Below are 20,863 nucleotides of genomic sequence, written 5' to 3'. Positions count from 1 at the left end.
GAGGAGCGTGGCATTGGAGAACGACAGTTTGAATATGATGAGCGCGGGCTCCTCGCCGATGCCAATCGGCGATCTGCTCGCTTATCATGCCAACAAAGCTCCGGGCCGTCCGGCGGTGACATACAATGGCGTAACGGTCGACTACGCCGAGCTTGACGCGCGCGCCAACCGCAAGGCGCGCCAACTTGCCGATGTGGGCGTTGCCGGGGGTGATGTCGTGACACTCGCAATATCGAACTGTCTCGAATTCTATGAAACAGTCTTCGCAGTTTGGAAGCTGGGCGCCACCCCGAACAATGTGTCTTCGAAACTGCCCCCGCTGGAGTTGCAGGCGATCGTCGAACTCGCCAAGCCGAAGCTGATCATCGGAGAGGAGAATGCGCGCGTTGGGGGCTGGGATTTCTTGTCGATCGGTTCCAACCCGCGCCAAGACCTATCCATCAGCCCGCTTCCGACGAAGGTCTCTCCGCGTTGGAAGATTCAGACGAGTGGCGGATCGACCGGACAGCCGAAGCTGATCGTGGACAACAAACCTGGAATGTATGATCCGAGCCAAGCCCCCATGGGTCAGATGCTTGGCGACACGATGCTGAACCCGGGCCCGATGTATCACAACGCCCCGTTCGCGATCTCGTGCCACTGCCTCTTCTCTGGAGGCCATGTTGTCGAAATGGGGCGGTTCGACCCGTTGCGCGCGCTTGATTTAATCGAGCGCTATCAGGTCAACTGGGTGAATTTCGTGCCGACGATGATGCATCGGATTTGGCGGTTGCCTGACGATCAACGGAATACCTTTAATCTGTCGAGCCTCCGGATGGTGTGGCACATGGCTTCCGTATGCCCTCAGTGGTTGAAGCAAGCTTGGATTGACTGGCTTGGACCGGATCGAATATTTGAAATGTATGGCGGGACCGAGCTTACGGGCGTGACGGTTATCACCGGGAGCGAGTGGCTCACGCACAAAGGTTCCGTTGGCAAGATACAGCCGGGATCGCAAATGCGCGTGCTGGACGAGCAGGGCAAGGAATGCGCGCCGGGTGAGGTCGGCGAGATCTATTTCCTGCCAGACATGGGCAGGAATTCGACTTACGAATATATTGGGGCGCAAGCTAAGGCGGTGAATGATTGGGAGACCTATGGCGACCTCGGCCATGTAGATGACGAAGGATACCTCTATATAGCGGACCGGCGAACGGACATGATCGTATCGGGCGGCGCCAATATCTTTCCAGCCGAGATCGAAGCCGCCCTCGAACAGCATCCCGATATCGAGTCCTCAATCGTGATCGGCCTGCCCGACGCTGACCTGGGCCAGCGCGTGCATGCCATAGTGCAGATGGCGGAGGCCGTTCGCCAGCGCAACGACGCGGATGCCTTGCGCACCTTTCTGTCAAAAAGGTTGGTGCGATATAAGATCCCGCGAACCTTCGAGTTTACCGACGAGAGCCTGCGCGACGACGCTGGCAAGGCGCGCCGATCGCAATTGCGCGAGGAACGGACGCCCGATCCCTCATAATCTGCACGCTGAGACTCAACTCACGGCGTGATTGGCGCAGGGCCAGCGGTCGCATTTCGGCACCGGCGCCGCCCCGACGAGTTGCTTCCATGGAACTTACGGGTCGCTAAAGTGTCAATCGGCGCGGCAACGGGGACCGGGATCGGCATGTAAAAGGAGACCACTCACGTGCCGTCGTTCTGGGGGATGTCGGCGTAGGGCGTAGCCCGGAGCCGACATCCCCCAGAACGACATCCTCTTTGGCAGCGGCAGCGACGGCGCTCAGCTTCGGTTCTTGAACCGCCAGCTCTCGTTGCCTGTCTCGACGATGTCGCAGTGATGGGTAAGTCGATCGAGCAGCGCGGTCGTCATTTTCGCATCGCCGAACACGGTCGGCCATTCGCCGAACGCCAGGTTGGTGGTGACGATGACCGAGGTGTGTTCGTAAAGTCGGCTGATGAGGTGGAACAGCAGCTGCCCGCCAGCGCGTGCGAACGGCAGATAGCCAAGTTCGTCGAGGATCAGGAGGTCCAGCCGCGACAGATGCTCGGCAAGCTTGCCGGTGCGGCCCTGAAGGACCTCCATCTCGAGCCGGTTCACCAGATCGGTGGTATTGTGGAAGCGAACGCGGGCACCGGTGCGGATGCAACTGCGCGCGATGGCGATACTCAGATGCGTCTTGCCCGAGCCCGTACCGCCCACCAGCACGACATTGCGCTGGTTGGCGAGGAACGCCCCGGTGGCGAGATCGCGAACCAGCGCTTCGTTGATCGGCGTGCCGGCGAACTCGAACTCGGCGACCTCCTTTGCAAGCGGCAGCTTGGCGATCGTCATCTGATACTTGATCGAGCGGGCATGCTTGTCGGCGATCTCCGCCCGCAACAGATCGCCGACGACATGCTGAACGGGATACTGGCGCTTGATCGCATCGGCGATCACCTCGTCATAGGCCTGGCGCATACCGGCGAGCTTGAGGTCGCCCATCAACTCCAGGATCTGGTGGCGCTCCATCATCACGCCGCCTCACGAAGCGGGGTCAGCAGGCGATCGTAGCGGCCTGCATCGGCGATCGGCTCGATCTCAAGCCGCAGATGGTCGGGTGTTGCAATGGTGGGCTCCACCGGCGCCGATCGGGACCGGGCCAGGATGTTGAGCACCACATCGGCGCTGGCCACCCCGTTCGCGAGTGCTTCGGCAGCGGCGTTCTCCACGGCGTCAAGACCATCGACGGTAATGGCGGTGAGGATCTTGACCATCTGGCGGTCGCCATCGCTGCTCTCCTTCAAACGGGTGCGCAGACGCTCCAGTCCTGACGGCAATGCGAGTTGCTTGAACGGCGCGCCGTTCCTCAGCGCACCCGGCTTCTTTGCCAGCACCGGTACGTAATGCCACGGATCGTAGATCGTCTGATCGCGACCGTAGCGCCGCGCATGCTCTGCAACGATATCATCACCCTGCCGGATAACGATCCGGTCGGCATAGGCGTGGACCTCCGCCGGGCGGCCCAGTGCGCGGGCCGCGACCGAGTACTTGTTGTAATCGAACCGCACGAGCAGTGTTTTGGAGACGGTCGCGGTCACCGCATGGAAGCCATTGAACGCCGTCGTCGGCAGCCGCATCAGCGCCGCCTTCTCGTCGTCGAACACATCGGCGACGGTCCGCTCGCGCAACTCGGGATGACGATGGGCGCTGGCATGTTCGATGCAGCGATCGAGCAGCCAGGTGTTCAGCTCCTCGTAGCTCGCAAAGCGCAGCCGCGGGGTGAAGAAGCGCTCGCGCACGAGGCCAACCTGGTTCTCGACCTGTCCCTTCTCCCAGCCAGCTGCCGGCGTGCAGGCGGTCGGCTCGACCAGATAATGGCTGCACATCTGCAGGAACCGCCGGTTGAACCGGCGTTCCTTGCCGAGGAACACCACGTCCACCGCCGTCGACATATTATCGTAGATGCCGCGCGTGCAGACACCGCCAAAGAAGGCGAACGCTCGTGCATGCGCATCGAACACCATCTCCTGCGTCTCGCGCGGATAGGCCGCCACGAAGAACATCCGGCTGTGGGAAAGCCTGACGTGCGCGACCTTCACCGTCGTCGTCACGCCCGCCATCACGATCACTTCGTGGCTCCAGTCGAACTGGTACGCTTCGCCAGGATCGAAGCTCAGTGGCACGAACGCGGTCGCCGTCCGCCCCGCTTCCTCGCGTTGCCAGCGACGGGCATGGCGGCGAACAGCATCGTAGCCGCCCTCAAATCCAAGCCCGCGCAGCACCTCATATAACCTGATCAGCGTCAGACGTTCGCGGCGTGGCTTGCGTTCGTTCTCGGCCAACATCTGCTCCAGCGCGGCCGCGTGGCCACCCAGCTTCGGCTTGGGCTCCGCAACCCGCGTGTACGTGAACACGGGCTCCTCCGCCTCGATCGCCTTGCGCACCGTCTTGCGCGACACATGCAGTCGACGCGCGATCTCCCGCACCGACAACTTCTGCACGAAATGCGCGCGCCTGATCCGTCCTATCGTCTCCACCGTCGTCATCCTCCACCTCGTCGCCAGCCAACACAGCAGGCGAACATAGATGACCCGGAAGGTGGTCCCCGTTTAGGTGCCGATTACCGGGTCAGGTGGTCCCCAATCTCACGCCGAAACACACGCTAAAGTCGCTCTCGCCACCTGATCCAACTTCGCCGCGGTCCTCGGTGTATTCCTACTTCCCATCCCGTGCCGCGGCTGTTCGCAATTGGCAGGAGCTATCAAGGATAAGGTCCCCGCGCTCGAGAATCGGGATGGAAGCGCCCCGCAGCGTCCCTCTGCATTGACCGCGGCGTGGTAGTAACCCGTGTCCGTCGCTCGCGAGCTAGTCTAGCCTGTCGCAGTACCCGCGTGACAACGGCGCGCCGCGGTTCCTGAATGCGGCGGGTGACGCTCCTTCGCCGCACTATTATTCAAATTTGGGGAGCCCGTGGCAAAAAAGCTATCGATATGTCGGCGTAGGCCGATAAAAATATTCGATCTTACGAATGTTGAGCCTCCTCGAACTGTAGCCGCTCGCGGCAAGCCTTGATGAACGCGCGAACCGCTGGGCGCGGGCTCAACCGGAGACGTGTTGCACAACAAAGCGATGACGCCGGAAGCGAATCAAAAAAAGGCACGCAAGCAAACCGGCTTTTGAAGATGTGGGTATGCGTGTAGTGGAGCGAGACCACGCTGACAGCATCGGTATTGCGCACTAGCCTTGCTACGATGGGAAAATAATCGATAAGGTGTATTCTATCATGTGCATCGACACCCGCATCTTCGTATATCTTACGCCAGTAAAAATCATTGGGTGAAGTACCTGAAGGCGAGATAAGGTCATACTTTGCAATATCTGCTGTCGTAACCTCGCTGCACTTGAGAATGGGGTGTTCTAGCCTGACAAAAAGAGTGGTTCGAAGAGGTGGTAGCAGTTCACGCCGAAAGTCTGGTTGATCTCCAAATGCCACTTCGTACCCTAGGGCGACGTCGATTGCGCCGGCGCGTAACATTTGTACAACTCTGTCGAAACTGCCGCCAACGATATTCAGCCGTATGCCTGGGTGTCGCGCCACCAATGTGGATAATGGTTCCTCCAGCACCCACTCGAGGGACGCCGGGCACACGCCGATCCGGAGCATGCCAGTATAGGGATCCGATCCGGTAAGCGCTCCGCGAAACAAATCCTCCATGTCATCAAGGATGCGCGTCGCGCGCTCCACAAACGCGCGCCCTTCTTCCGTCAGGAAAACTCCACGGGCGGTTCGATTGAAGAGTGAATAGCCGAGCTCCCGCTCCAAATCCGCCACACTTTTGGTGATCGCCGACTGAGTCACTCCCACCCGATCCGCAGCGGCGGTAAAGGAGCCGTAACGTGCGGTGGAGACAACGTACAGTAAGCGTCGGTCAGTCATGTAGCCATTCCTACTATGCATGACTGCCACTGACCAGTGGGTAAGTCGTCGCCTTCCGTTGCGAAACTGTGAATTCATCGCCGATGTATAGGAAGAGTCGCAAATCGCGGCGTTTGCGTCGCCGCGCAAACTCCGTTGACGAATTCACGCGCTGCGGGACCCTTGCAGCGCAACGGGCTGTGAGAAAAAAGACGCGAAGTATACACAGCGCCGTGCGCGTTTTCTCACAATACACGATGGTGGCGTGCGCGCTGCATGGCCTGCTACCGGTCACGGAAGAATACCGGCTTTCCGGTCATTCCGCGAAGGCATTGCTTGTCCCGGCTTTACATTTCACGCAGAGGAAGCTGAGCCCTAACGCTCGAACAGACTATTTCACGTTATGGCGCGGATGACGGCGGAAATCGTGGAACGCGCGCTGGGACCGGTGTCACTCCTGTTCGACAACGATGGCGACGCCCTGGGGCGAAACTCAACTGCGAACTTCAGGGCCAGTCCATCGGTATCAATCTTACGGCGTCGTCAACGAGGAGGTGGGCAAGTGACGTGACCCCCTTTTTCCGCCATTTGGAGCTAGAGTGCGGCCCGAAGAATATCAAAGATCAGGCAAACCTTGGGCCGGACTAAGTATATTTTCATTGTCAAGAAGGGCCAGCCCGGGGAGCTCATCGCTCCCGCAGCTGCTTATTACAACTTCCACCAGACGCATGCGGCGACCGACACCGTTTTTGTCCAATACTATCCCGACACACGCGTCCGCTGAGACAAATGTCGCGACGCAGCTGGCGCGCGGTAGATCCCCCAGATCGCCTCTTTGGCCGGCGATCGCTGTCATCGATCCAAGCCATGATGCGCGCGCTGCGCCCTCTGCGATCGGGACCGATTACCGCGACGATTAGCGGCATCGTCGACGGATTGGCGCTGCTTTTTTCGACTAATGCCGGGACGATTGCGCAGGGGCCAGCTTCGGCGATGTCGCGAGGGGCGAGACGATGTCACGCGTATTGACTTATCAGTTTAGCAGAAATAGGATCGCCCCAGAGCCGAAAGCGGCCGAGGATCAAGGGAGAGGGTGACGATGGCGCGCGACAGGATTTCGCAAGACGGTGAAACGGCGCTGGGGACGCGCCAGCGTATTAGGCTTTGTGGATGGTTGGCCTCTGCCGCGTGGATCGCGCTGCCGGCAGCCAGTTGGGCACAAGAAGCTCCCACTGGATCGACTCTAGCGGAAGAGCCAGGCCCCGACATCATCGTGACCGGCAGCCGCATTTCGCGTGCCGGAATGGAGGCGCCGACCCCTACCAAGATTCTCACCATCGATGCGATCAACGCTCGAGGGTCGACGAGCATTGGCGAGTTCCTCGGCGAAATCCCGTCCTTCCGTAACAGTCAGGGTCCCCAGACCTCGACCAGCACGACCCTTGGTACCGGCCAATTTTCGCCCGACCTCCGAGGCCTCGGCGTCATCCGCACACTGACTCTGGTCGACGGCCGGCGCTTCGTTCCCTCAGCGGCCACCGGCCAGGTCGATCTCAATCTTGTGCCGCAGATTCTGATCAATCGCGTCGATGTCGTCACCGGCGGTGCTTCCGCCGCCTATGGCTCGGACGCGGTCTCGGGCGTCGTCAACATTATTCTCGATAAGAAGCTCGAAGGCTTCAAGGCCGATGGTTCAATCGGAATTTCAAGCCGCGGAGACGATCGCGAACAGCGGTTGTCGCTTGCGTTTGGCACTGGCTTCGCGGGCGACCGCGGTCATATCATGCTCGGCGGCGACTATGTGACGTCGGACGGTATCCTCGCCACCCGCGCACGCGATGCCTTCGCGCTGCAGCCAGGACTGGTCTCCTATACCGGCACCCGGGCCGCCGGCTTACCGTCGCGCGCTTATCTCAGCGGCGTATCGTTCATCAACATGGCTTATGGGGGCCTGATCACCGGCGCCAACGCGGACCTCAACGTAGCCAACGGCGCCGATGTGCTGCGCGGCATCCAGTTTGGGGCGGGTGGAGCGCCATCAACCTTCAATTACGGCAATTTCGCTACTTACGGCACGGCGAGCACGCTCGCGAGTGGCCTGACCGGCGGGAACGGCGGCCTGTTCCCGCAAGACGGCTTCCCGATTGTCACACCCGTCACGCGCCAGGTCGCATTCGGTCATATCGACTACAATATCACCGACACGATATCGATGTTCCTTGAGGGTAGTTACGGAAAAAGCGGAGCGAACAGCGCATCACCCCCGGTGCGCGATACAGCGACAATCGGCGCCAGCGCGACAACGATCTTGCAGAACAATGCCTATCTGCCAGCCTCAATTCGCCAGATCATGGTTGCCAATAACATCAGTTCCTTCACGCTCGGTCGCGCCGACAATGATTTTGGTACCGTGGCGACCAACAACAAGAACGAGACCTACCGTTTCGTTGGTGGCTTCAGTGCCGGCCTTGGGGGTGGCTGGAATTTGAAAGGGTATTACGAATATGGCCGCAACACGCTAACCGCGCAGGTCTCGCGCCTACGAATCGAACAGAATTTCCGTTATGCGGTCGATGCGGTTACCGTCGGTGGCCAGGTCGTATGCGCTGCGGCGCAGCCCAACGGCACTGTCGCCGCTAATGGCGAGATTCTCCATCGCTTCAACGCCGCGGCGAGCGGCTGCGTGCCAATTAACCTGTTCGGCGCTGGATCGCCGACGCCGTCCGCGATCAACTACGTCACCGGTACAATAAATTATCAGGTCCTCACCGAGCAGCAGGTTGGCTCCCTTACCTTGCAGGGCGACCTGTTCCGTCTTCCTGGCGGCCCGGTGTCGGTGGCGGTCGGTGGCGAGTACCGCCAGGAAAAGGCTAATGCGGTGGCGGATGCCATCTCGCAAGCAAGCGGCTTCAACTATTCCAATCCCAAGTCCTACATTGGCAATTACGCCGTCAAGGAAGGCTTTGGTGAGATCGTGGCGCCGATCCTTCGGGACGCTCCTTTCGCCAAGACACTCGAGCTAAACGGCGCCGTCCGATATACGGACTATAGCACGAGTGGTGGCGTTACGACCTGGAAGGCCGGATTGATCTACGCGCCTGTCCGAGACATTCGATTTCGCGCCACGCGTTCGCGTGATATTCGCGCGCCGAACAATTCGGAGCTTTTCGCGACGACAAGCACCATCGCCCAATTGCGCAACCCGTTCAGTGGCGTGACCGGTCAGATCAGCCAGTTCAACCAACCGAGTCCGTCATTGCAGCCTGAACGCGCCGATACTTGGACCGCAGGTGCGGTCCTGACGCCGCGCTTCATCCCCCGGTTTTCGCTGTCGATTGACTATTACGACATCAATCTTAAGGGAGCGATCTCCAGCTACGCTCCTCAGACCATTCTCGACAATTGCTTTGCGGAGACCAATGGCGGCGCGACGCCCTTCTTTTGCACTTTTGTGAATCGCTCAGGAACCGGCAGCACGACGGTCGTCAACAGCGTCGCGGTACAATTGCTCAACATCGCATCGATCCATGAGCGCGGATTAGACTTCGAGGCATCCTATCGCTTCCCGATCAAAAACGCGCAGGTGAGTTTGCGCGGTATCGCCACCTATGTGCCCGACCTGGTGGTCGATGATGGTACGGGGGTCGCGCCGACCTTTAATGCTGCGGGTGTGATCCAGACGCTCGGGGGCAAGATAAACCGGGCCGGCGCCGTTGGGGGCTTCACCAACGGACAGCAGACCAGCGCGACCGACGTGCCGCACTGGACGGCGACCGGGTCTGCAACCATCAGTCAAGGGCCTGTGACGTTCAACATCCAGGGCCGCTATATCGGCGGGGGCAAGATCGATCCCACGCTGGTCGGCCCGGGCGACAAATATTACGATCCGGCATCGCCAATCTCGATCGCCAGCAATCGCGTTGGCGCGCGCGCCTACCTTGATTTGTCGCTGCAATTCGACGTCCTGAACCAAGGCCGGCGAAAGATGCAATTCTACATTGTTGCCAATAACGTAATCGACGCGAGTGCGCCGTTTCCGGTGACCGCCATCGCCGGACAATATGATCGTATCGGGCGCTATTTTCGCACCGGCGTTCGCTTGGCTTACTGATCCATTTGATCGACTTTGCTGCGAGACGGGCGCGGCCCGTCGTGTAGACCGCGCCCTTCGCAGCCTTGGTGAGGCGTCCGTTTTGTCACACTGCCCGGCAATAGACCTAACAAGCGGCCTAGCGACGCAGAAGCCAGCAATTTCACGCTGTTTCGGACGGCCCAAGGGCTACGAATCTAACATGCTAAAAAATTGTTGCATGTTACGCTACACGATCTATCGTCACGCATAGCATGACAATTGAGGGGTCAGCCAACCCGAATACGACTTTCGTCCTTTGCTCCACAAGTCGCTCCGCTCGGTGTCGTCGCAAGCCGTCGCCGAAGCTGCCACTTCGGCTCGTGTCGAACTGCTTCGCAGCCTTCTCATGGCGAGTGGACGTCCGCTTAATGCAGGCAGAGCCCCGAAGACCGCGGCGCAGCATTGCAAATTCAGTGAGTCAACAAGTGAATGGAGAGAGACATCTCCAGAATATGTCCAAGGGAAGACAGGGTTCCGAACGTAAAAGGAAACGTTAATGAACATCACGCGCAACAAGATAACGGGCATGCACCGCGTGTCGGTGACCGCGATCGCCGTCGCGATATCGATGGCGGCCAGTTCAGGGTGCGAGGCCCAGGCAATGGATCCATCGCAGGCGAGCGATGCTTCGGGAGGACTTCCCGATATCGTGGTAACCGCTGAAAAGCGAAAGACTAACATACAGCAGACCCCGCTCGCGATCACTGCCGTGTCGTCGGAAGATCTGCGGACGAAAAATGTCGAATCGCTTCTCGATATTGGTGCGCTGGCCCCCAACGTTCTCGCCGGCAGCCAGTCCACCGGCGGCACCCAAAGTGGTGGCTTCTTTGTCCGCGGAATCGGCCAGGATCGATCCGGCATCACCTTTGACCAAGGTGTCGGTGTTTATGTTGACGACGTTTTTGTTAGCCGCAGCGACAGCAGCTTCCTCTCGCTGCTCGATGTTGACCGCATCGAAATTTTGCGTGGTCCCCAAGGCACCTTGTTCGGGAAGAACACCATCGGCGGAGCGATCCGCTATATAAGCCGCCAGCCGTCGAGCCGGCTCGGTGGCTATGTCGATGTGACAGCCGGAAACTTCAACCGGCTCGGCATCAAGGCAAGCATCAACGTCCCCTTGAGCGACACGTTCTTCGTCAAGGCAACGTTCGGCATAATCAAAGAAGATGGCTACGTCTCTCATATCATGGGTGACAGGAAGGACGGCAACCAAGACATTCGAATGGGGCGCTTGCAGTTCCGGGCGCTGCTCTCTGATCGGCTAACCGTGGATCTGACCGCTGATTACATGGTGTCGGAGAATAATGGCCGTGCCTATACGGTGTTCTATATCGATCCGAATTCCAGTTATCCGAGGGCCTATCTGGCAAAGACGGGTCAGCCGTTCGACAGTCGGTATCAGAGCACGAGCCCGTACAATCGATACGGCGGCGACGACCAGCACTATCGGGACGCCAATTTTTCCGTCTCTGGTGTCATCAATCTTGAGGTGGGCGATCACTTTAATTTGAAATCGATCACCGCCTACTCGGCGGCGAATATCACCAATATCAGCAGCTGGGATGGTGGCTTGCCGAAGCTGTTTGATACGGGACTTTATCGGACGACAAACCAATTCTCGGAAGAACTGCAGCTCACGGGAAAGCTATGGGACGACCGTCTCGATTTCGCGACGGGGCTCTACTATCTTACCGAGTCACCGTATGACAACGCCTACAATTATGCAGCTACCGACGTCGAGTATCCCGCGCCGCGCCTGACGACGCAGGGGCAGACGGTGAACAGCTATGCGGCCTTCGGGCAGTTCACGTTGAAGGCGACCGAGAAGCTGTCGCTGACCGCCGGCATCCGCTACAGCCGCGACAACAAATCGGCGAACTCCACCCGCACGGACGCAGGCGCAAAGCCCGTTACCGGCTATTTCGGCTCCGGCAAGGGCAGCTGGGACAATTTCTCGCCGCGGTTGGCGATCCAGTATCAATGGTCGCCGACCTTCATGACCTATGCATCGGTTACAAAGGGCTTCCGCAGCGGTGGTATCAATATCCTGACCTCGCCCATCTCGCGAACCAGTCCGGGCCTAGTCGCCCGATGTCCTGACGCCTTCAACTATTCGTGCCAAACCTACGAGCCCGAAGTCGTCTGGAATTATGAAGGCGGGTTACGCGCCGACCTGTTCGACCATCATGTCCGGTTCAACCTGACCGGTTTTTACATGAAATACTCGAACCAGCAGCTCACCGCGCGCGATGACACCGTAAACCTGGTCTATATCCAGAACGTCGGCAAGGCGCATCGCGGGGGTGTCGAGCTCGAGACTATCATCAAGCCGTTCGACGGCCTGACGCTCAACGGCAACCTCGGATATCTCGACGCCAAATATGATAATGTCGGCTCCGCGACCGGCGTCAACACGAACAGCCTCGTGCTGCGCTCGCCTAAGTGGAACTACAACATCGGAGCCACTTATGACGCGCCGGTGGGCAGCGGCTCCGTCCTCGGCAATATCTCCTATAGCTATCGATCGAGCCAGAGTACGGCTTCCTCGGACACGAATAGCTTGGTGGTGCCGGCTTACGGCCTGCTAAACGCCCGCTTGGAGTATCGAGCACCGAACAAAAAATGGAGCATCGCCGTTCTCGCAACCAACCTGACGAACAAACTCTACTACATCGGCGGTGTCGACTTTGGGATCAAGGAACACATCATCGGTTTGAGCCAATGGGACGTGGGCCGTCCGCGCGAGGTCGCCGCTAACGTTCGCTTCAATTTCTAACGGCCAGCCTGTTCCGGCCGGGCCACGAGGCCCGGTCGGATCTTATTATCCAAGCTTGTGGACCACGTTCCGTCGGAGTGCCCAAGCCCGGCTTTTGGCGCGCGAACCGTTAGACGGGCATGAGCGGCGAGACCGCGCCTTCAGCGTAAATGTTCTGGATGCGGTTCGCTGCTTCCTTCACTTGCGCAACCAGATCGGCCCGGGGCTCAGGTAGAAGCAGTGAAGATGAGAGGATGATGCCAATTGCGGATGAGATGGGCCCTTCCGGTTCGAAGATCGGCGCGGCAATGCCACCCAGGCCGTTGCCTCGCGTGTTAGCCTCAAAGTCGACACCGAAGCGGCGCAGCCGGTCCTGGACATGGGCTGGCTTGGGCGTTTGCCCCTCGAAGAAGTGAATCAGGCGGGCGGCGGGCGAACTCGGCAAGGTCAGGACGGTGCCTGGATGGATCATAACGCCAGGCTCGAATTGATTATGCGCGGCTGCGACCACCATCGCTCCATCCTTGGTCGGCACCGTCAGGAAAGCAGTGTGGCCGGACTGGTTGCGTAGCTCGGCAAGATACGGTTGCGCGATCTGAACGATATTGCTGCGGTACACGGCGGCGCGCCCGAACTTCAAGAGCTTGCGGCCGAAGACATAACCCTCACCTTCGGCCGCGCGATCGACCAAGCCGAGCGCGGTCAACGTCTGAAGGTGGCGCGAAACGCGCGCCTTTGTCATATCGAGGCGGCGGGCTAGATCGGTGACCCGAACGACGCCAGTGGACTCGGTCAGCGCTTCCAGGATTTGCACCGTTACCTCGACGCTCTTGACCCCCGCGGCAGGACGATCCGCCTTCTGCTTGTCGCTTTCCTCCATCATCATCTTTCGTAACAATCCATTTGGTGGGACCTTTGTCTCGCAATACGCAACATCGAGTGTTTTGGATAGCCTGGACTAGGTCCCGTGGTTGAGCAAGGCGAAGGACTCCCTCGCCCTCAGAAAAGCGAACACGGGACGCGGTCGGCCGTAGCCAAGTCGCGTACCGCTGAATTGCCTTTGCTCCCACGCCCTATGCTTGAGGTCCTCTGACCGCCTAAATACCTAGGAGACGCATGAAGTTTCATAAACGGCGTATCATTGACGCGCCGGCATCATCGCGCAACAGCACTCAGTATGTGTCCCGTCAGGGTGGCGATGTCAGACCCTCAGGCGTTTTCCAGCAACCCTCGCGGCATTTGCTGCTGCAGCGTCCATCCCTTTGCGTCGCCCGCGGGTGTAAGCAAGGAGTTCCGGGCCGGCATCTTGCGGTGTGCCAGCATGGAAGGGGGGCTGGGGGGCATATTCTAATGTAAGCTGGACCCGCTTGGCAGTTCGTTCGTCCGTCAGCTTGGCCGCGAGCATCAAGCCAAAATCGATGCCGGCCGTCACGCCCCCCGCCGTGATACGGTTCCTGTCGACGACGACCCGCTCATCTACATGTTGAGCGCCCATCAGCGGGAGTAGGTCGGCCACAGCCCAAAGCGACGTCGCGCGATAGCCGCGCAATAGGCCGGCAGCTGCGAGAACCAAGCTCCCGGTGCAAACGCTCGTGACATATTTAGCAGCATCGCCCTGCGCCCGTACGAAATCGAGGATGGCCGGATCATTCATGCACTCGATGGTCCCTATCGTTCCGCCCGGGATCAGGAAAACATCAGCGGCCTTGCGCGCCGTCGTCAGATCATGGGTCGGCGATACCGATATCCCACAATCGGTGGTGACTGGCTGTAAATTCTTCCCAATCAGCTGAATCAACGACCCCATGATCGTGAAAACTGACAGCGGGCCGGCAAGGTCGAGTAACACCATGCCTGAGTAGACAAGGATTGATATGGTCGGCGCATTGGCCGGCGGTTTGGGATGGACATGAGTTGGTTTCGGTTCCTGGGCCAGAGCGAGAGCCGAGGGGCCCAACAAACTTCCGCCGAGCATGCCACCGGCAAGCATTTTTCCTAGCAGGCGACGATTGACTTCAACCATCACCGGAGAATCAACAACCGACATATTCTTTCCTTTGTCAGTGAGACCAGCGTGCGCGCAGGCTCGTGATCTTGAGGGTTAACCGAGGCCTCGACCGTCGAACTATGTTGACAGAACAGGCTTAGTGCGTCCGATCCTAGGTGCGCGGCCACCAAGTGAATCATCGGGAATGATGCACCATGAACGACAGGTCACCTGCCAGCTCGTTGCCGTTTGCATCCGAGCCGACCCAATGCAGCTTGTAGGTCCCGGGATCGAGCTGAGGTAACAGGACGGTGGCGGAGCTCGCATCCGGCTGCGCCGGCGTGGCGGTCACGGCGACTTCGCTATCCGTATCGTCGGTCAAGGCTATGCGCTTGAGCGCCATTGGCTGGTTGAATGTGACCTCGAACTGAGAAGGCGGCGACTGCAGCATCGCGCCATCGCGCGGTGACGACGTCTTGATCCATGGTTGCGGCGTTGACCGCACTGACATCCCAGGACCCACAGTGGACGTAACCTGTTGTGCGGCGGCTGGCGCACTGACGGCGATGGCAAGGATAAGAGCGTTCAATCGCACTGGCATGTCCCTTCAAGAGCGTGATCCGCAGCACCTGAACATTGGGCGGACGAATTCACGAGCGGTTTTCTGTTGCACGAAGAGATACTACGTCTCATATTGCGATACATCAAGCGTTGATTGATGGGCGGAAGGGGAGTGGGATATGGCCAATTTCGATACAGCGTCGGTACCTCGCCCGCTAATTCTTGCTCGCCGTACGCTCCTCAGGTCTGCGCTCGGAATTGGTGCCGTCGTTGCGTTCAGGCCATCCTCCGGCTGGTCTGCCACTCCCTCGTCATCGGACGTCCTTTCAGGCGATGAAATCCGGTTGTCGATCGCACATCGACCGCTGACGATCGGCGGCCGTCGAGGTCATGGCGTGCTGATCAATGGGTCTCTTCCCGGGCCGCTTATTCGCCTGCGTGAGGGCAGGCCGGTGCGCCTAGTCGTCTCGAACGGGCTACAGGAGGATACTTCCATCCATTGGCATGGTCTGCTCGTGCCATTCCAGTTCGACGGCGTGCCAGGCGTCAGTTTCCCCGGCATCCGCCCGGGCGAGACCTTCACCTATGATTTCACCCCGAAGCAGGCGGGCACTTATTGGTACCACAGCCATTCCGGGATGCAGGAGCAGGAGGGAACGTATGGAGCGATCGTCATCGACCCCGCCGGCAACGACCCGGTCGCCAGCGATCGCGAACATGTCATCGTGCTCTCGGACTGGAGTTCGCTGCATGGCCATGCGCTGATGCGAAAGCTCAAGCAAGACACGGAATATTTCAACTATCAGCGCCAGACCATAACGGGGTTGATCGCGGCCCGAGATCAGAAATTGAGGGACCGGCTCGACTGGGGCCGCATGCGGATGGAGCCCACCGATATCTCCGACGTCACCGGTGCAACCTACAGCTATCTGTTGAACGGCCAGGTTTCCGCGCAGGGTTGGACCGGCCTGTTCACCGCCGCCGAGCGGGTGCGGTTGCGCGTAATCAATGCCTCCTCGATGACTAATTTCAACTTTCGTCTGGCCGGCCTCGCCATGACCGTGGTCCAAAGCGACGGACAGAATGTCCGACCGGTCAAGGTCGACGAGTTACAGATCGCCGTTGCGGAAACCTATGACGTGATCGTGGAGCCCGCAGGGGATCGCGCCTATGCGGTTGTAGCCGAGGCGGTCGATCGATCGGGCATGGTCTGGGGAATGCTTTCGCCCCGCATCGGCATGACGCCGGTTGTCCCAACGCTACGCAAACGGCCTATCCTCGGCATGATTGACATGGGCATGGACATGGGCACGTCGGACGGTGCAGCAATGGACATGTCGATGCGCAATCCAGTCAACGCCCCCGGCGTAATACTCAATCCTGGTGTCGCGACCTTGGCGCCGATGGCGACCAACCGGACTAGGGAGCCCGGCGTCGGGCTGGCCGACGTAGGTCACCGCGTCCTCAACTATGGAGATCTCGTCGCTCTGACCCCGAATCCCGATCCGCGACCGCCGGAACGCAAAATAACAGTCCACTTGACCGGTAACATGGAAAGTTATGTCTGGGCGTTCGACGGAGTAAAGTTCAGTGACCGAGCGCCACCACTCGCGTTCAAGAAGGACGAGCGTGTTCGGGTGACGCTGATCAACGACACGATGATGTCGCACCCGATTCACCTGCATGGTCATTTTTTCGAGCTTGTGACAGGCAAAGGCGGCCACGCACCGCGCAAACATACGGTCAATGTACAACCAGGTGGCAAGGTCGTGTTCGACGCGACGATGGATGCGCCAGGAGATTGGGCGTTTCACTGCCATATGCAATTCCACATGCACGCTGGCATGTTCCGCGTCGTCTCCGTGCGCCCGCTGGAGCAGGGAGCATGAAGTGTTTTTTCGCCGCAGCCGCGTTCCTGGGCGGCGCGTCGGCGCTTCAAGCCCAAACAATCCCCGCACCTTCGGCTTCTCCGACGGCAAGCCCAGCCGGCCCGGAAGCGCCGGGGCCCACCGCGCCGGCCGCTGCCGCCGCCGACGCCTATTACCCCGCTGACGTGATGGCGCTGGCTCGGGATGGTCTGCGCCGCGAACATGGGGGAGCAACCTACTCGATGTTGTTGATCGACATTGCCGAGATCTCCGTGAACAAGGAGGCTGGCGCTTACGGCTGGGACGGGCAGTTCTGGTATGGCGGGGATCGCGATCGGCTCTTTGTTAAAAGCGAGGGGGCCGGGTCGACAAAGAGCGTCACAGATCATGCGGAAGTTCAGGCACTATGGTCGCGCGCGGTTGATCCCTATTTCAGCGTGCAGACGGGTATTCGCTACGATCTGCGCCCGCGACCGGGTCGAGCTTACGCCGTCCTGGGCGTCCAGGGCGTGGCTCCTTATTGGATCGACGTTGAAGCGCACCTCTTCCTGTCGAATCGCGGCGAGTTGCTCAGCCGGGTGAAACTTTCCCACGACATGCGCCTGACCCAACGCCTTGTCCTGCAGCCGCGCGTCGAGGCGGAGCTCTCCGCTCAAATGGTCCGGTTTGCTGAGATGGGTCCTGGGTTGAGTGACGTTGAACTGGGCCTGCGGCTGCGCTACGAGCTCCGGCGCGAATTCGCGCCATATATTGGCATTTCGCATGAAGCATCGGTCGGCAGCAGTGTGGCACTTGTTCGTGCCGCGGGTCGAGATGCGAGCAAAACCAGCCTAGTGCTCGGCATTCGCACTTATTTCTAGAGCCTTGGCGCGCCAACCCTGATCGCTTAAGCCGCGCGCGTGGACGCTGACGACAAGCGTCGGCCGCTGCCACGAGGCCTGGATAACGGCACCACACGTTGCTGAAATCCGTCCACCGCTTTTTCTACGTGCTTTTGTTCGCCGTTCCACTGAGCCGGCCGGTTCATGCCCTTCTATTTGGGTCCAAGTAAGCGGTGTTTGGACTCTTCGCGTTCCGTAGTCTTCTGGCCAAGGATGACCGGCTCTGGCCCAATTTAATGCTGACACGCCGCTCCTCGCTTATTCGATTCTGGCCCTTCTGACGGGTCAGGCAGCAAGCTACCATCACCTCATCCGCCGGGATGGCGTGCTCGGCGCGACGGTGCCACTTTTCAGTAGTGCTCAGGACACCGACCTAGCGCCTCGCGATCGCGCCTTCCCGCTCATCGAGCGGCGCGTTGTAGAGAAAAAAGGATTGCATGATGGGTCTCGATTATGCCGCGATGAGCGCGCGAGCGGTTAACGCTGGTTAGGAGAATGATCGGGGCGTCGAGTCGGATCGAATTCTTGCGGTTTGCGACGAGCGCATGGCCCTGGCCGAGGCTCTGCCACAAAAGGTCAACGCAACGCCCGATGCCCATTATCGCGATGGTCCCTGCCATCGGCTGCACGATTTCAGAACCGCGACGTCGTTGGCGACCGCCCCAACACTGATCTTCTGAAGCCGTGGTTATTGGCAAACATCGACGAAGGAGCATTATCGCTACGTCGGGGAGCGATCGCCCTCCAAGGGATTCAACGTCGCGATCGTCACACATTAGCTGTCGCCCTTGTGACCTTCGCCCAGGTCATCGCCGATGCGCGGCTGGCGGTTCGCTCGATTAAGTCATCGACGACATCGCTCGGCGGGTCGATCGAGGTCTGTTTGTGACCTGCCATTTCAACCGGTTCACTTGTCGGTCAGCTTCAGCCTCGAGGAAGGAATCAGCGGCGTCGTCGCGATCAGCGGTCTGTTTAACCTCAAAGCGCATTCGCCTCCCGTCCGTCAACGCCAGGCTAGCTCGACAAGAAAACAGCCGGATCGTTCGGGCCGATGCTACGTCTTCCGCCGAGCGTCCGCCGATTGCGACCGGATTTGGCGGCGTTGAGTTGGGCGGCCCAGATATCAATCAGAAACGCACCACGGGGATTTGTAACAGCCCATCGCGCCCATCGACGCTGCATGGGCCGCCGGGTATAATCACTTCACCATTTCGACGAGCTATTCGGTCCGCACTGTATGATGAATTTGGCGCTCGTTGCGCTACGCGAAAGCATCATTCAGAAAGAAGCAGCCTTCAGCCTACGGGACGGCAAACCTCGGGTGGATCGAACGGCCATTTCGGCCGTGCGGCACGCATGAATGGTAAGCTCTGGACCGGCACCAAAGTACCGGGCGCGCTGACATAGACGATGGTACTTGCTAGCGGTGCGAAGGCGGCGTGGAAATGTTGCCCGGACTTTACGACGATCAACCGCTTGCTCGCGAGATCAACGTTCAACTGCGTGAAGAGTTCGGGATGATAGGCTTGGATGCGCGTCGACGACAGCACGATGTCGATGCCGTTCGCGCGGATAGCCGCGCAGTCCCCCAGGGGGACGACCGACTGGCCATAATGCTGAGTCATCGACCGATGAAGCGCGACGACCTCGACGGTCAAGTCGAGCGGATCGCCCGACACCGGGCCGATCTTGCCGCCGACCCTGAGGTTCAGTCGCGCACCAAGCCCGGCGTCAAATGCGATTGCGGCAGCAACAGGATCCCAGATCGGACCGAGCGCAACATCGGCAACCTTCGCATCGAGCAGTGCGCGGAGAATGAATGTTGAATCGTTGGGCGCGCCGGCGCCGCTATTGTCGGCGATATCGGCCCAGATCACCGGCTTGTAGCCGCCAGGCGGCAAGGCCGCCAGCGCCTCGGCGATCGTCGAGCGTTGTCGGCTGGCGCTTCCGCGCAACGCAAAGGCCTCAAGCGCCAGCGCATCAGCGAGGCGCTGCGCCAGCGCGGCATCGCCATCGGTAACGACTAGCATCCTCGCGCCCATGTCGGGGCTATCCGAAAAGGGAAAGCCGTGATTGAACGATACGGACAGGACTGCAGGAGAGCGCTCCACTGCGCGTAGGCGCTCGACGAATGCCGCGACCTCTGGCTGAGTCGTGAACAACGGCGTAATCATCGCGCAGTCGGCGAGCGCTTGGACCGGACGTATCCGGCCCGCGACGGTTGCCGCTACGATATCGGCAAGCTCCTCTGCGCGCGCGACGAAGTCGACGTGTGGATACTCCTTATAAGCGATGATGACGTCGGTCAGCGCAACCATCGCCTCGCTCAGATTGGCATGGAGGTCGATTGCCGCGCCGACAACCACCGTTGGCCCGGTGATGGCGCGCAAGCGCTTGAGGAGATCAGCCTCGGCATCCTCGTACCCTTCCGCGATCATCGCGCCATGAAGGCCGAGCAGAACCGCGTCGACTGGAAGCGCCCGCTTCAGATCGTCGAGCAATTCGTCGCGCAGCGCCTCATAAACAGGCCGCGTCACCGGCCCGGCCGGCGTCGCGTAAGCACAAAGCCCTTCGCTGACCTGCCAACCATGGGATCGAGCGCGTTGCCGCGCCACCCACAATGGCGCAGTGGTGATCTGCGGGCCATCGTCGGGATGTTCGCCTGCGTGCCACAAAAACATGTCGCGGAAAGCTTGGATGCCGGTTGGCAGCGGCGAAAAGCTATTGGTCTCGGTGCCCAGCGACGCAGTAAAGACGCGCACTCAGCGCAGCACGAATTGTGCGTCGATCTCCACCGCGACGCCGAAGGGGAGGGATGCCACGCCAACGGCCGTTCGTGTGTGCCGGCCACGCTCACCGAACACGTCGACGATAAGATTTGACGCGCCACTGATCACTTGGCTCTGCTCGGTGAACTCCGGCGTGCTGGCGACAAATCCTCCAAGCCTTAGGCAGCAGTCTACACGGTCAGCGTCATCCTTGGTTGCCTGGGAGAGCCATGCGAGGATGTTCAGCGCGCAGAGCTCGGCCGCTTTGATGCCATCGGGCGTCGCGATCTCTGCGCCGAGACGGCCGAGATGGGGCCGACTACCTTCCCACTGCGCAATTTGCCCCGAGATATGCAGCACGGACCCGACCATGCGGTACAGAAGGAAGCTTGTCGCTCCCTGCTTGACCTGTGGCAGGCGGTGTCCCCTGGCTTCCACCAACGCTGAAATCTGCGGCATCTCTGGGTTCCCTATTCCTGCGATCAAAAAAACCTTGGGTATTGTATAGCGAGCCGTCG

13 protein-coding genes are annotated in these 20,863 nt (G+C 59.8%); 5 read left to right on the top strand and 8 right to left on the bottom strand.

All coding sequences use genetic code 11. From position 1 onward, the window contains the following. The first annotated feature begins 7 nt into the window (after window positions 1-7). Entirely contained in the window at window positions 8-1,516 is a 1,509-nt protein-coding gene (locus tag G4G27_RS17220) for an AMP-binding protein (protein ID WP_244624389.1), read from the top strand. A gap of 261 nt (window positions 1,517-1,777) precedes the next feature. Here G4G27_RS17220 and istB read toward each other — a convergent pair whose 3' ends face one another. The 3 genes from istB to G4G27_RS17205 all read right to left on the bottom strand — a co-directional run bounded on the left by istB (window position 1,778) and on the right by G4G27_RS17205 (window position 5,414). Beyond that, window positions 1,778-2,509, bottom strand: coding sequence for an IS21-like element helper ATPase IstB (gene istB / locus G4G27_RS17215; RefSeq protein ID WP_275944100.1), 732 nt, complete (start codon window positions 2,507-2,509; stop codon window positions 1,778-1,780). Further along, on the bottom strand, window positions 2,509-4,023 hold the full coding sequence (istA, locus tag G4G27_RS17210; RefSeq protein WP_183109255.1) for an IS21 family transposase: 1,515 nt from the start codon (window positions 4,021-4,023) through the stop codon (window positions 2,509-2,511). The genes istB and istA overlap by 1 nt, the downstream gene beginning before the upstream one ends. A 476-nt stretch (window positions 4,024-4,499) precedes the next feature. Continuing rightward, complete coding sequence (locus G4G27_RS17205; protein ID WP_183109775.1) at window positions 4,500-5,414, bottom strand: LysR family transcriptional regulator; 915 nt, start codon at window positions 5,412-5,414, stop codon at window positions 4,500-4,502. A 1,252-nt stretch (window positions 5,415-6,666) separates the two neighbouring features. Here G4G27_RS17205 and G4G27_RS17200 point away from each other — a divergent pair. After that, window positions 6,667-9,504, top strand: a complete 2,838-nt coding sequence (locus G4G27_RS17200; protein WP_183109774.1) for a TonB-dependent receptor — start codon at window positions 6,667-6,669, stop codon at window positions 9,502-9,504. A 517-nt stretch (window positions 9,505-10,021) separates the two neighbouring features. Continuing rightward, window positions 10,022-12,301 carry a TonB-dependent receptor gene (locus G4G27_RS17195; RefSeq protein WP_183109773.1) on the top strand — a complete coding sequence of 760 codons (2,280 nt, stop codon included), beginning with the start codon at window positions 10,022-10,024 and terminating at the stop codon, window positions 12,299-12,301. A 109-nt stretch (window positions 12,302-12,410) separates the two neighbouring features. On the opposite strand, the gene G4G27_RS17190 is transcribed toward G4G27_RS17195, so the two are convergent. The 3 genes from G4G27_RS17190 to G4G27_RS17180 all read right to left on the bottom strand — a co-directional run bounded on the left by G4G27_RS17190 (window position 12,411) and on the right by G4G27_RS17180 (window position 14,778). Continuing rightward, a complete protein-coding gene (locus tag G4G27_RS17190) occupies window positions 12,411-13,160 on the bottom strand; it encodes a helix-turn-helix domain-containing protein (RefSeq protein ID WP_183109772.1) in 750 nt (249 codons plus the stop codon). Between the two features lie 321 nt (window positions 13,161-13,481). After that, window positions 13,482-14,327, bottom strand: coding sequence for a DJ-1/PfpI family protein (locus G4G27_RS17185; RefSeq protein ID WP_202049603.1), 846 nt, complete (start codon window positions 14,325-14,327; stop codon window positions 13,482-13,484). Window positions 14,328-14,463: 136 nt separating this feature from the next. Then, window positions 14,464-14,778: a copper resistance CopC family protein gene (locus tag G4G27_RS17180; protein ID WP_267134671.1), complete on the bottom strand. Its 315-nt coding sequence runs from the start codon at window positions 14,776-14,778 to the stop codon at window positions 14,464-14,466. A 229-nt stretch (window positions 14,779-15,007) separates the two neighbouring features. Here G4G27_RS17180 and G4G27_RS17175 point away from each other — a divergent pair, with 229 nt between their 5' ends. Both G4G27_RS17175 and G4G27_RS17170 read left to right on the top strand, forming a co-directional pair. Continuing rightward, a complete protein-coding gene (locus G4G27_RS17175) occupies window positions 15,008-16,717 on the top strand; it encodes a copper resistance system multicopper oxidase (protein ID WP_183109770.1) in 1,710 nt (569 codons plus the stop codon). After that, window positions 16,714-17,556 carry a copper resistance protein B gene (locus tag G4G27_RS17170; protein ID WP_183109769.1) on the top strand — a complete coding sequence of 281 codons (843 nt, stop codon included), beginning with the start codon at window positions 16,714-16,716 and terminating at the stop codon, window positions 17,554-17,556. The genes G4G27_RS17175 and G4G27_RS17170 overlap by 4 nt, the downstream gene beginning before the upstream one ends. 1,316 nt (window positions 17,557-18,872) lie before the next feature. Here G4G27_RS17170 and G4G27_RS17165 read toward each other — a convergent pair. Both G4G27_RS17165 and G4G27_RS17160 read right to left on the bottom strand, forming a co-directional pair. Next, a complete protein-coding gene (locus G4G27_RS17165) occupies window positions 18,873-20,339 on the bottom strand; it encodes a M81 family metallopeptidase (protein ID WP_183109768.1) in 1,467 nt (488 codons plus the stop codon). Continuing rightward, on the bottom strand, window positions 20,340-20,804 hold the full coding sequence (locus tag G4G27_RS17160) for a RidA family protein (protein ID WP_183109767.1): 465 nt from the start codon (window positions 20,802-20,804) through the stop codon (window positions 20,340-20,342). Window positions 20,805-20,863: the final 59 nt, after the last annotated feature.

Source organism: Sphingomonas sp. So64.6b (assembly GCF_014171475.1).
GTDB lineage: Bacteria > Pseudomonadota > Alphaproteobacteria > Sphingomonadales > Sphingomonadaceae > Sphingomonas > Sphingomonas alpina_A.
The sequence above is the reverse complement of the archived record's forward strand: the minus strand, read 5'-3'. Positions and strand labels throughout refer to the sequence as shown.

What these genes read in the sequence shown, in the direction of transcription:
- istB (WP_275944100.1), bottom strand. Translation starts at nt 2,509, where the DNA reads ATGATGGAGCGCCACCAGATCCTGGAGTTGATGGGCGACCTCAAGCTC.
- istA (WP_183109255.1), bottom strand. Translation starts at nt 4,023, where the DNA reads ATGACGACGGTGGAGACGATAGGACGGATCAGGCGCGCGCATTTCGTG.
- G4G27_RS17205 (WP_183109775.1), bottom strand. Translation starts at nt 5,414, where the DNA reads ATGACTGACCGACGCTTACTGTACGTTGTCTCCACCGCACGTTACGGC.
- G4G27_RS17195 (WP_183109773.1), top strand. Translation starts at nt 10,022, where the DNA reads ATGAACATCACGCGCAACAAGATAACGGGCATGCACCGCGTGTCGGTG.
- G4G27_RS17190 (WP_183109772.1), bottom strand. Translation starts at nt 13,160, where the DNA reads ATGGAGGAAAGCGACAAGCAGAAGGCGGATCGTCCTGCCGCGGGGGTC.
- G4G27_RS17185 (WP_202049603.1), bottom strand. Translation starts at nt 14,327, where the DNA reads ATGTCGGTTGTTGATTCTCCGGTGATGGTTGAAGTCAATCGTCGCCTG.
- G4G27_RS17180 (WP_267134671.1), bottom strand. Translation starts at nt 14,778, where the DNA reads ATGTCAGTGCGGTCAACGCCGCAACCATGGATCAAGACGTCGTCACCG.
- G4G27_RS17175 (WP_183109770.1), top strand. Translation starts at nt 15,008, where the DNA reads ATGGCCAATTTCGATACAGCGTCGGTACCTCGCCCGCTAATTCTTGCT.
- G4G27_RS17170 (WP_183109769.1), top strand. Translation starts at nt 16,714, where the DNA reads ATGAAGTGTTTTTTCGCCGCAGCCGCGTTCCTGGGCGGCGCGTCGGCG.
- G4G27_RS17160 (WP_183109767.1), bottom strand. Translation starts at nt 20,804, where the DNA reads ATGCCGCAGATTTCAGCGTTGGTGGAAGCCAGGGGACACCGCCTGCCA.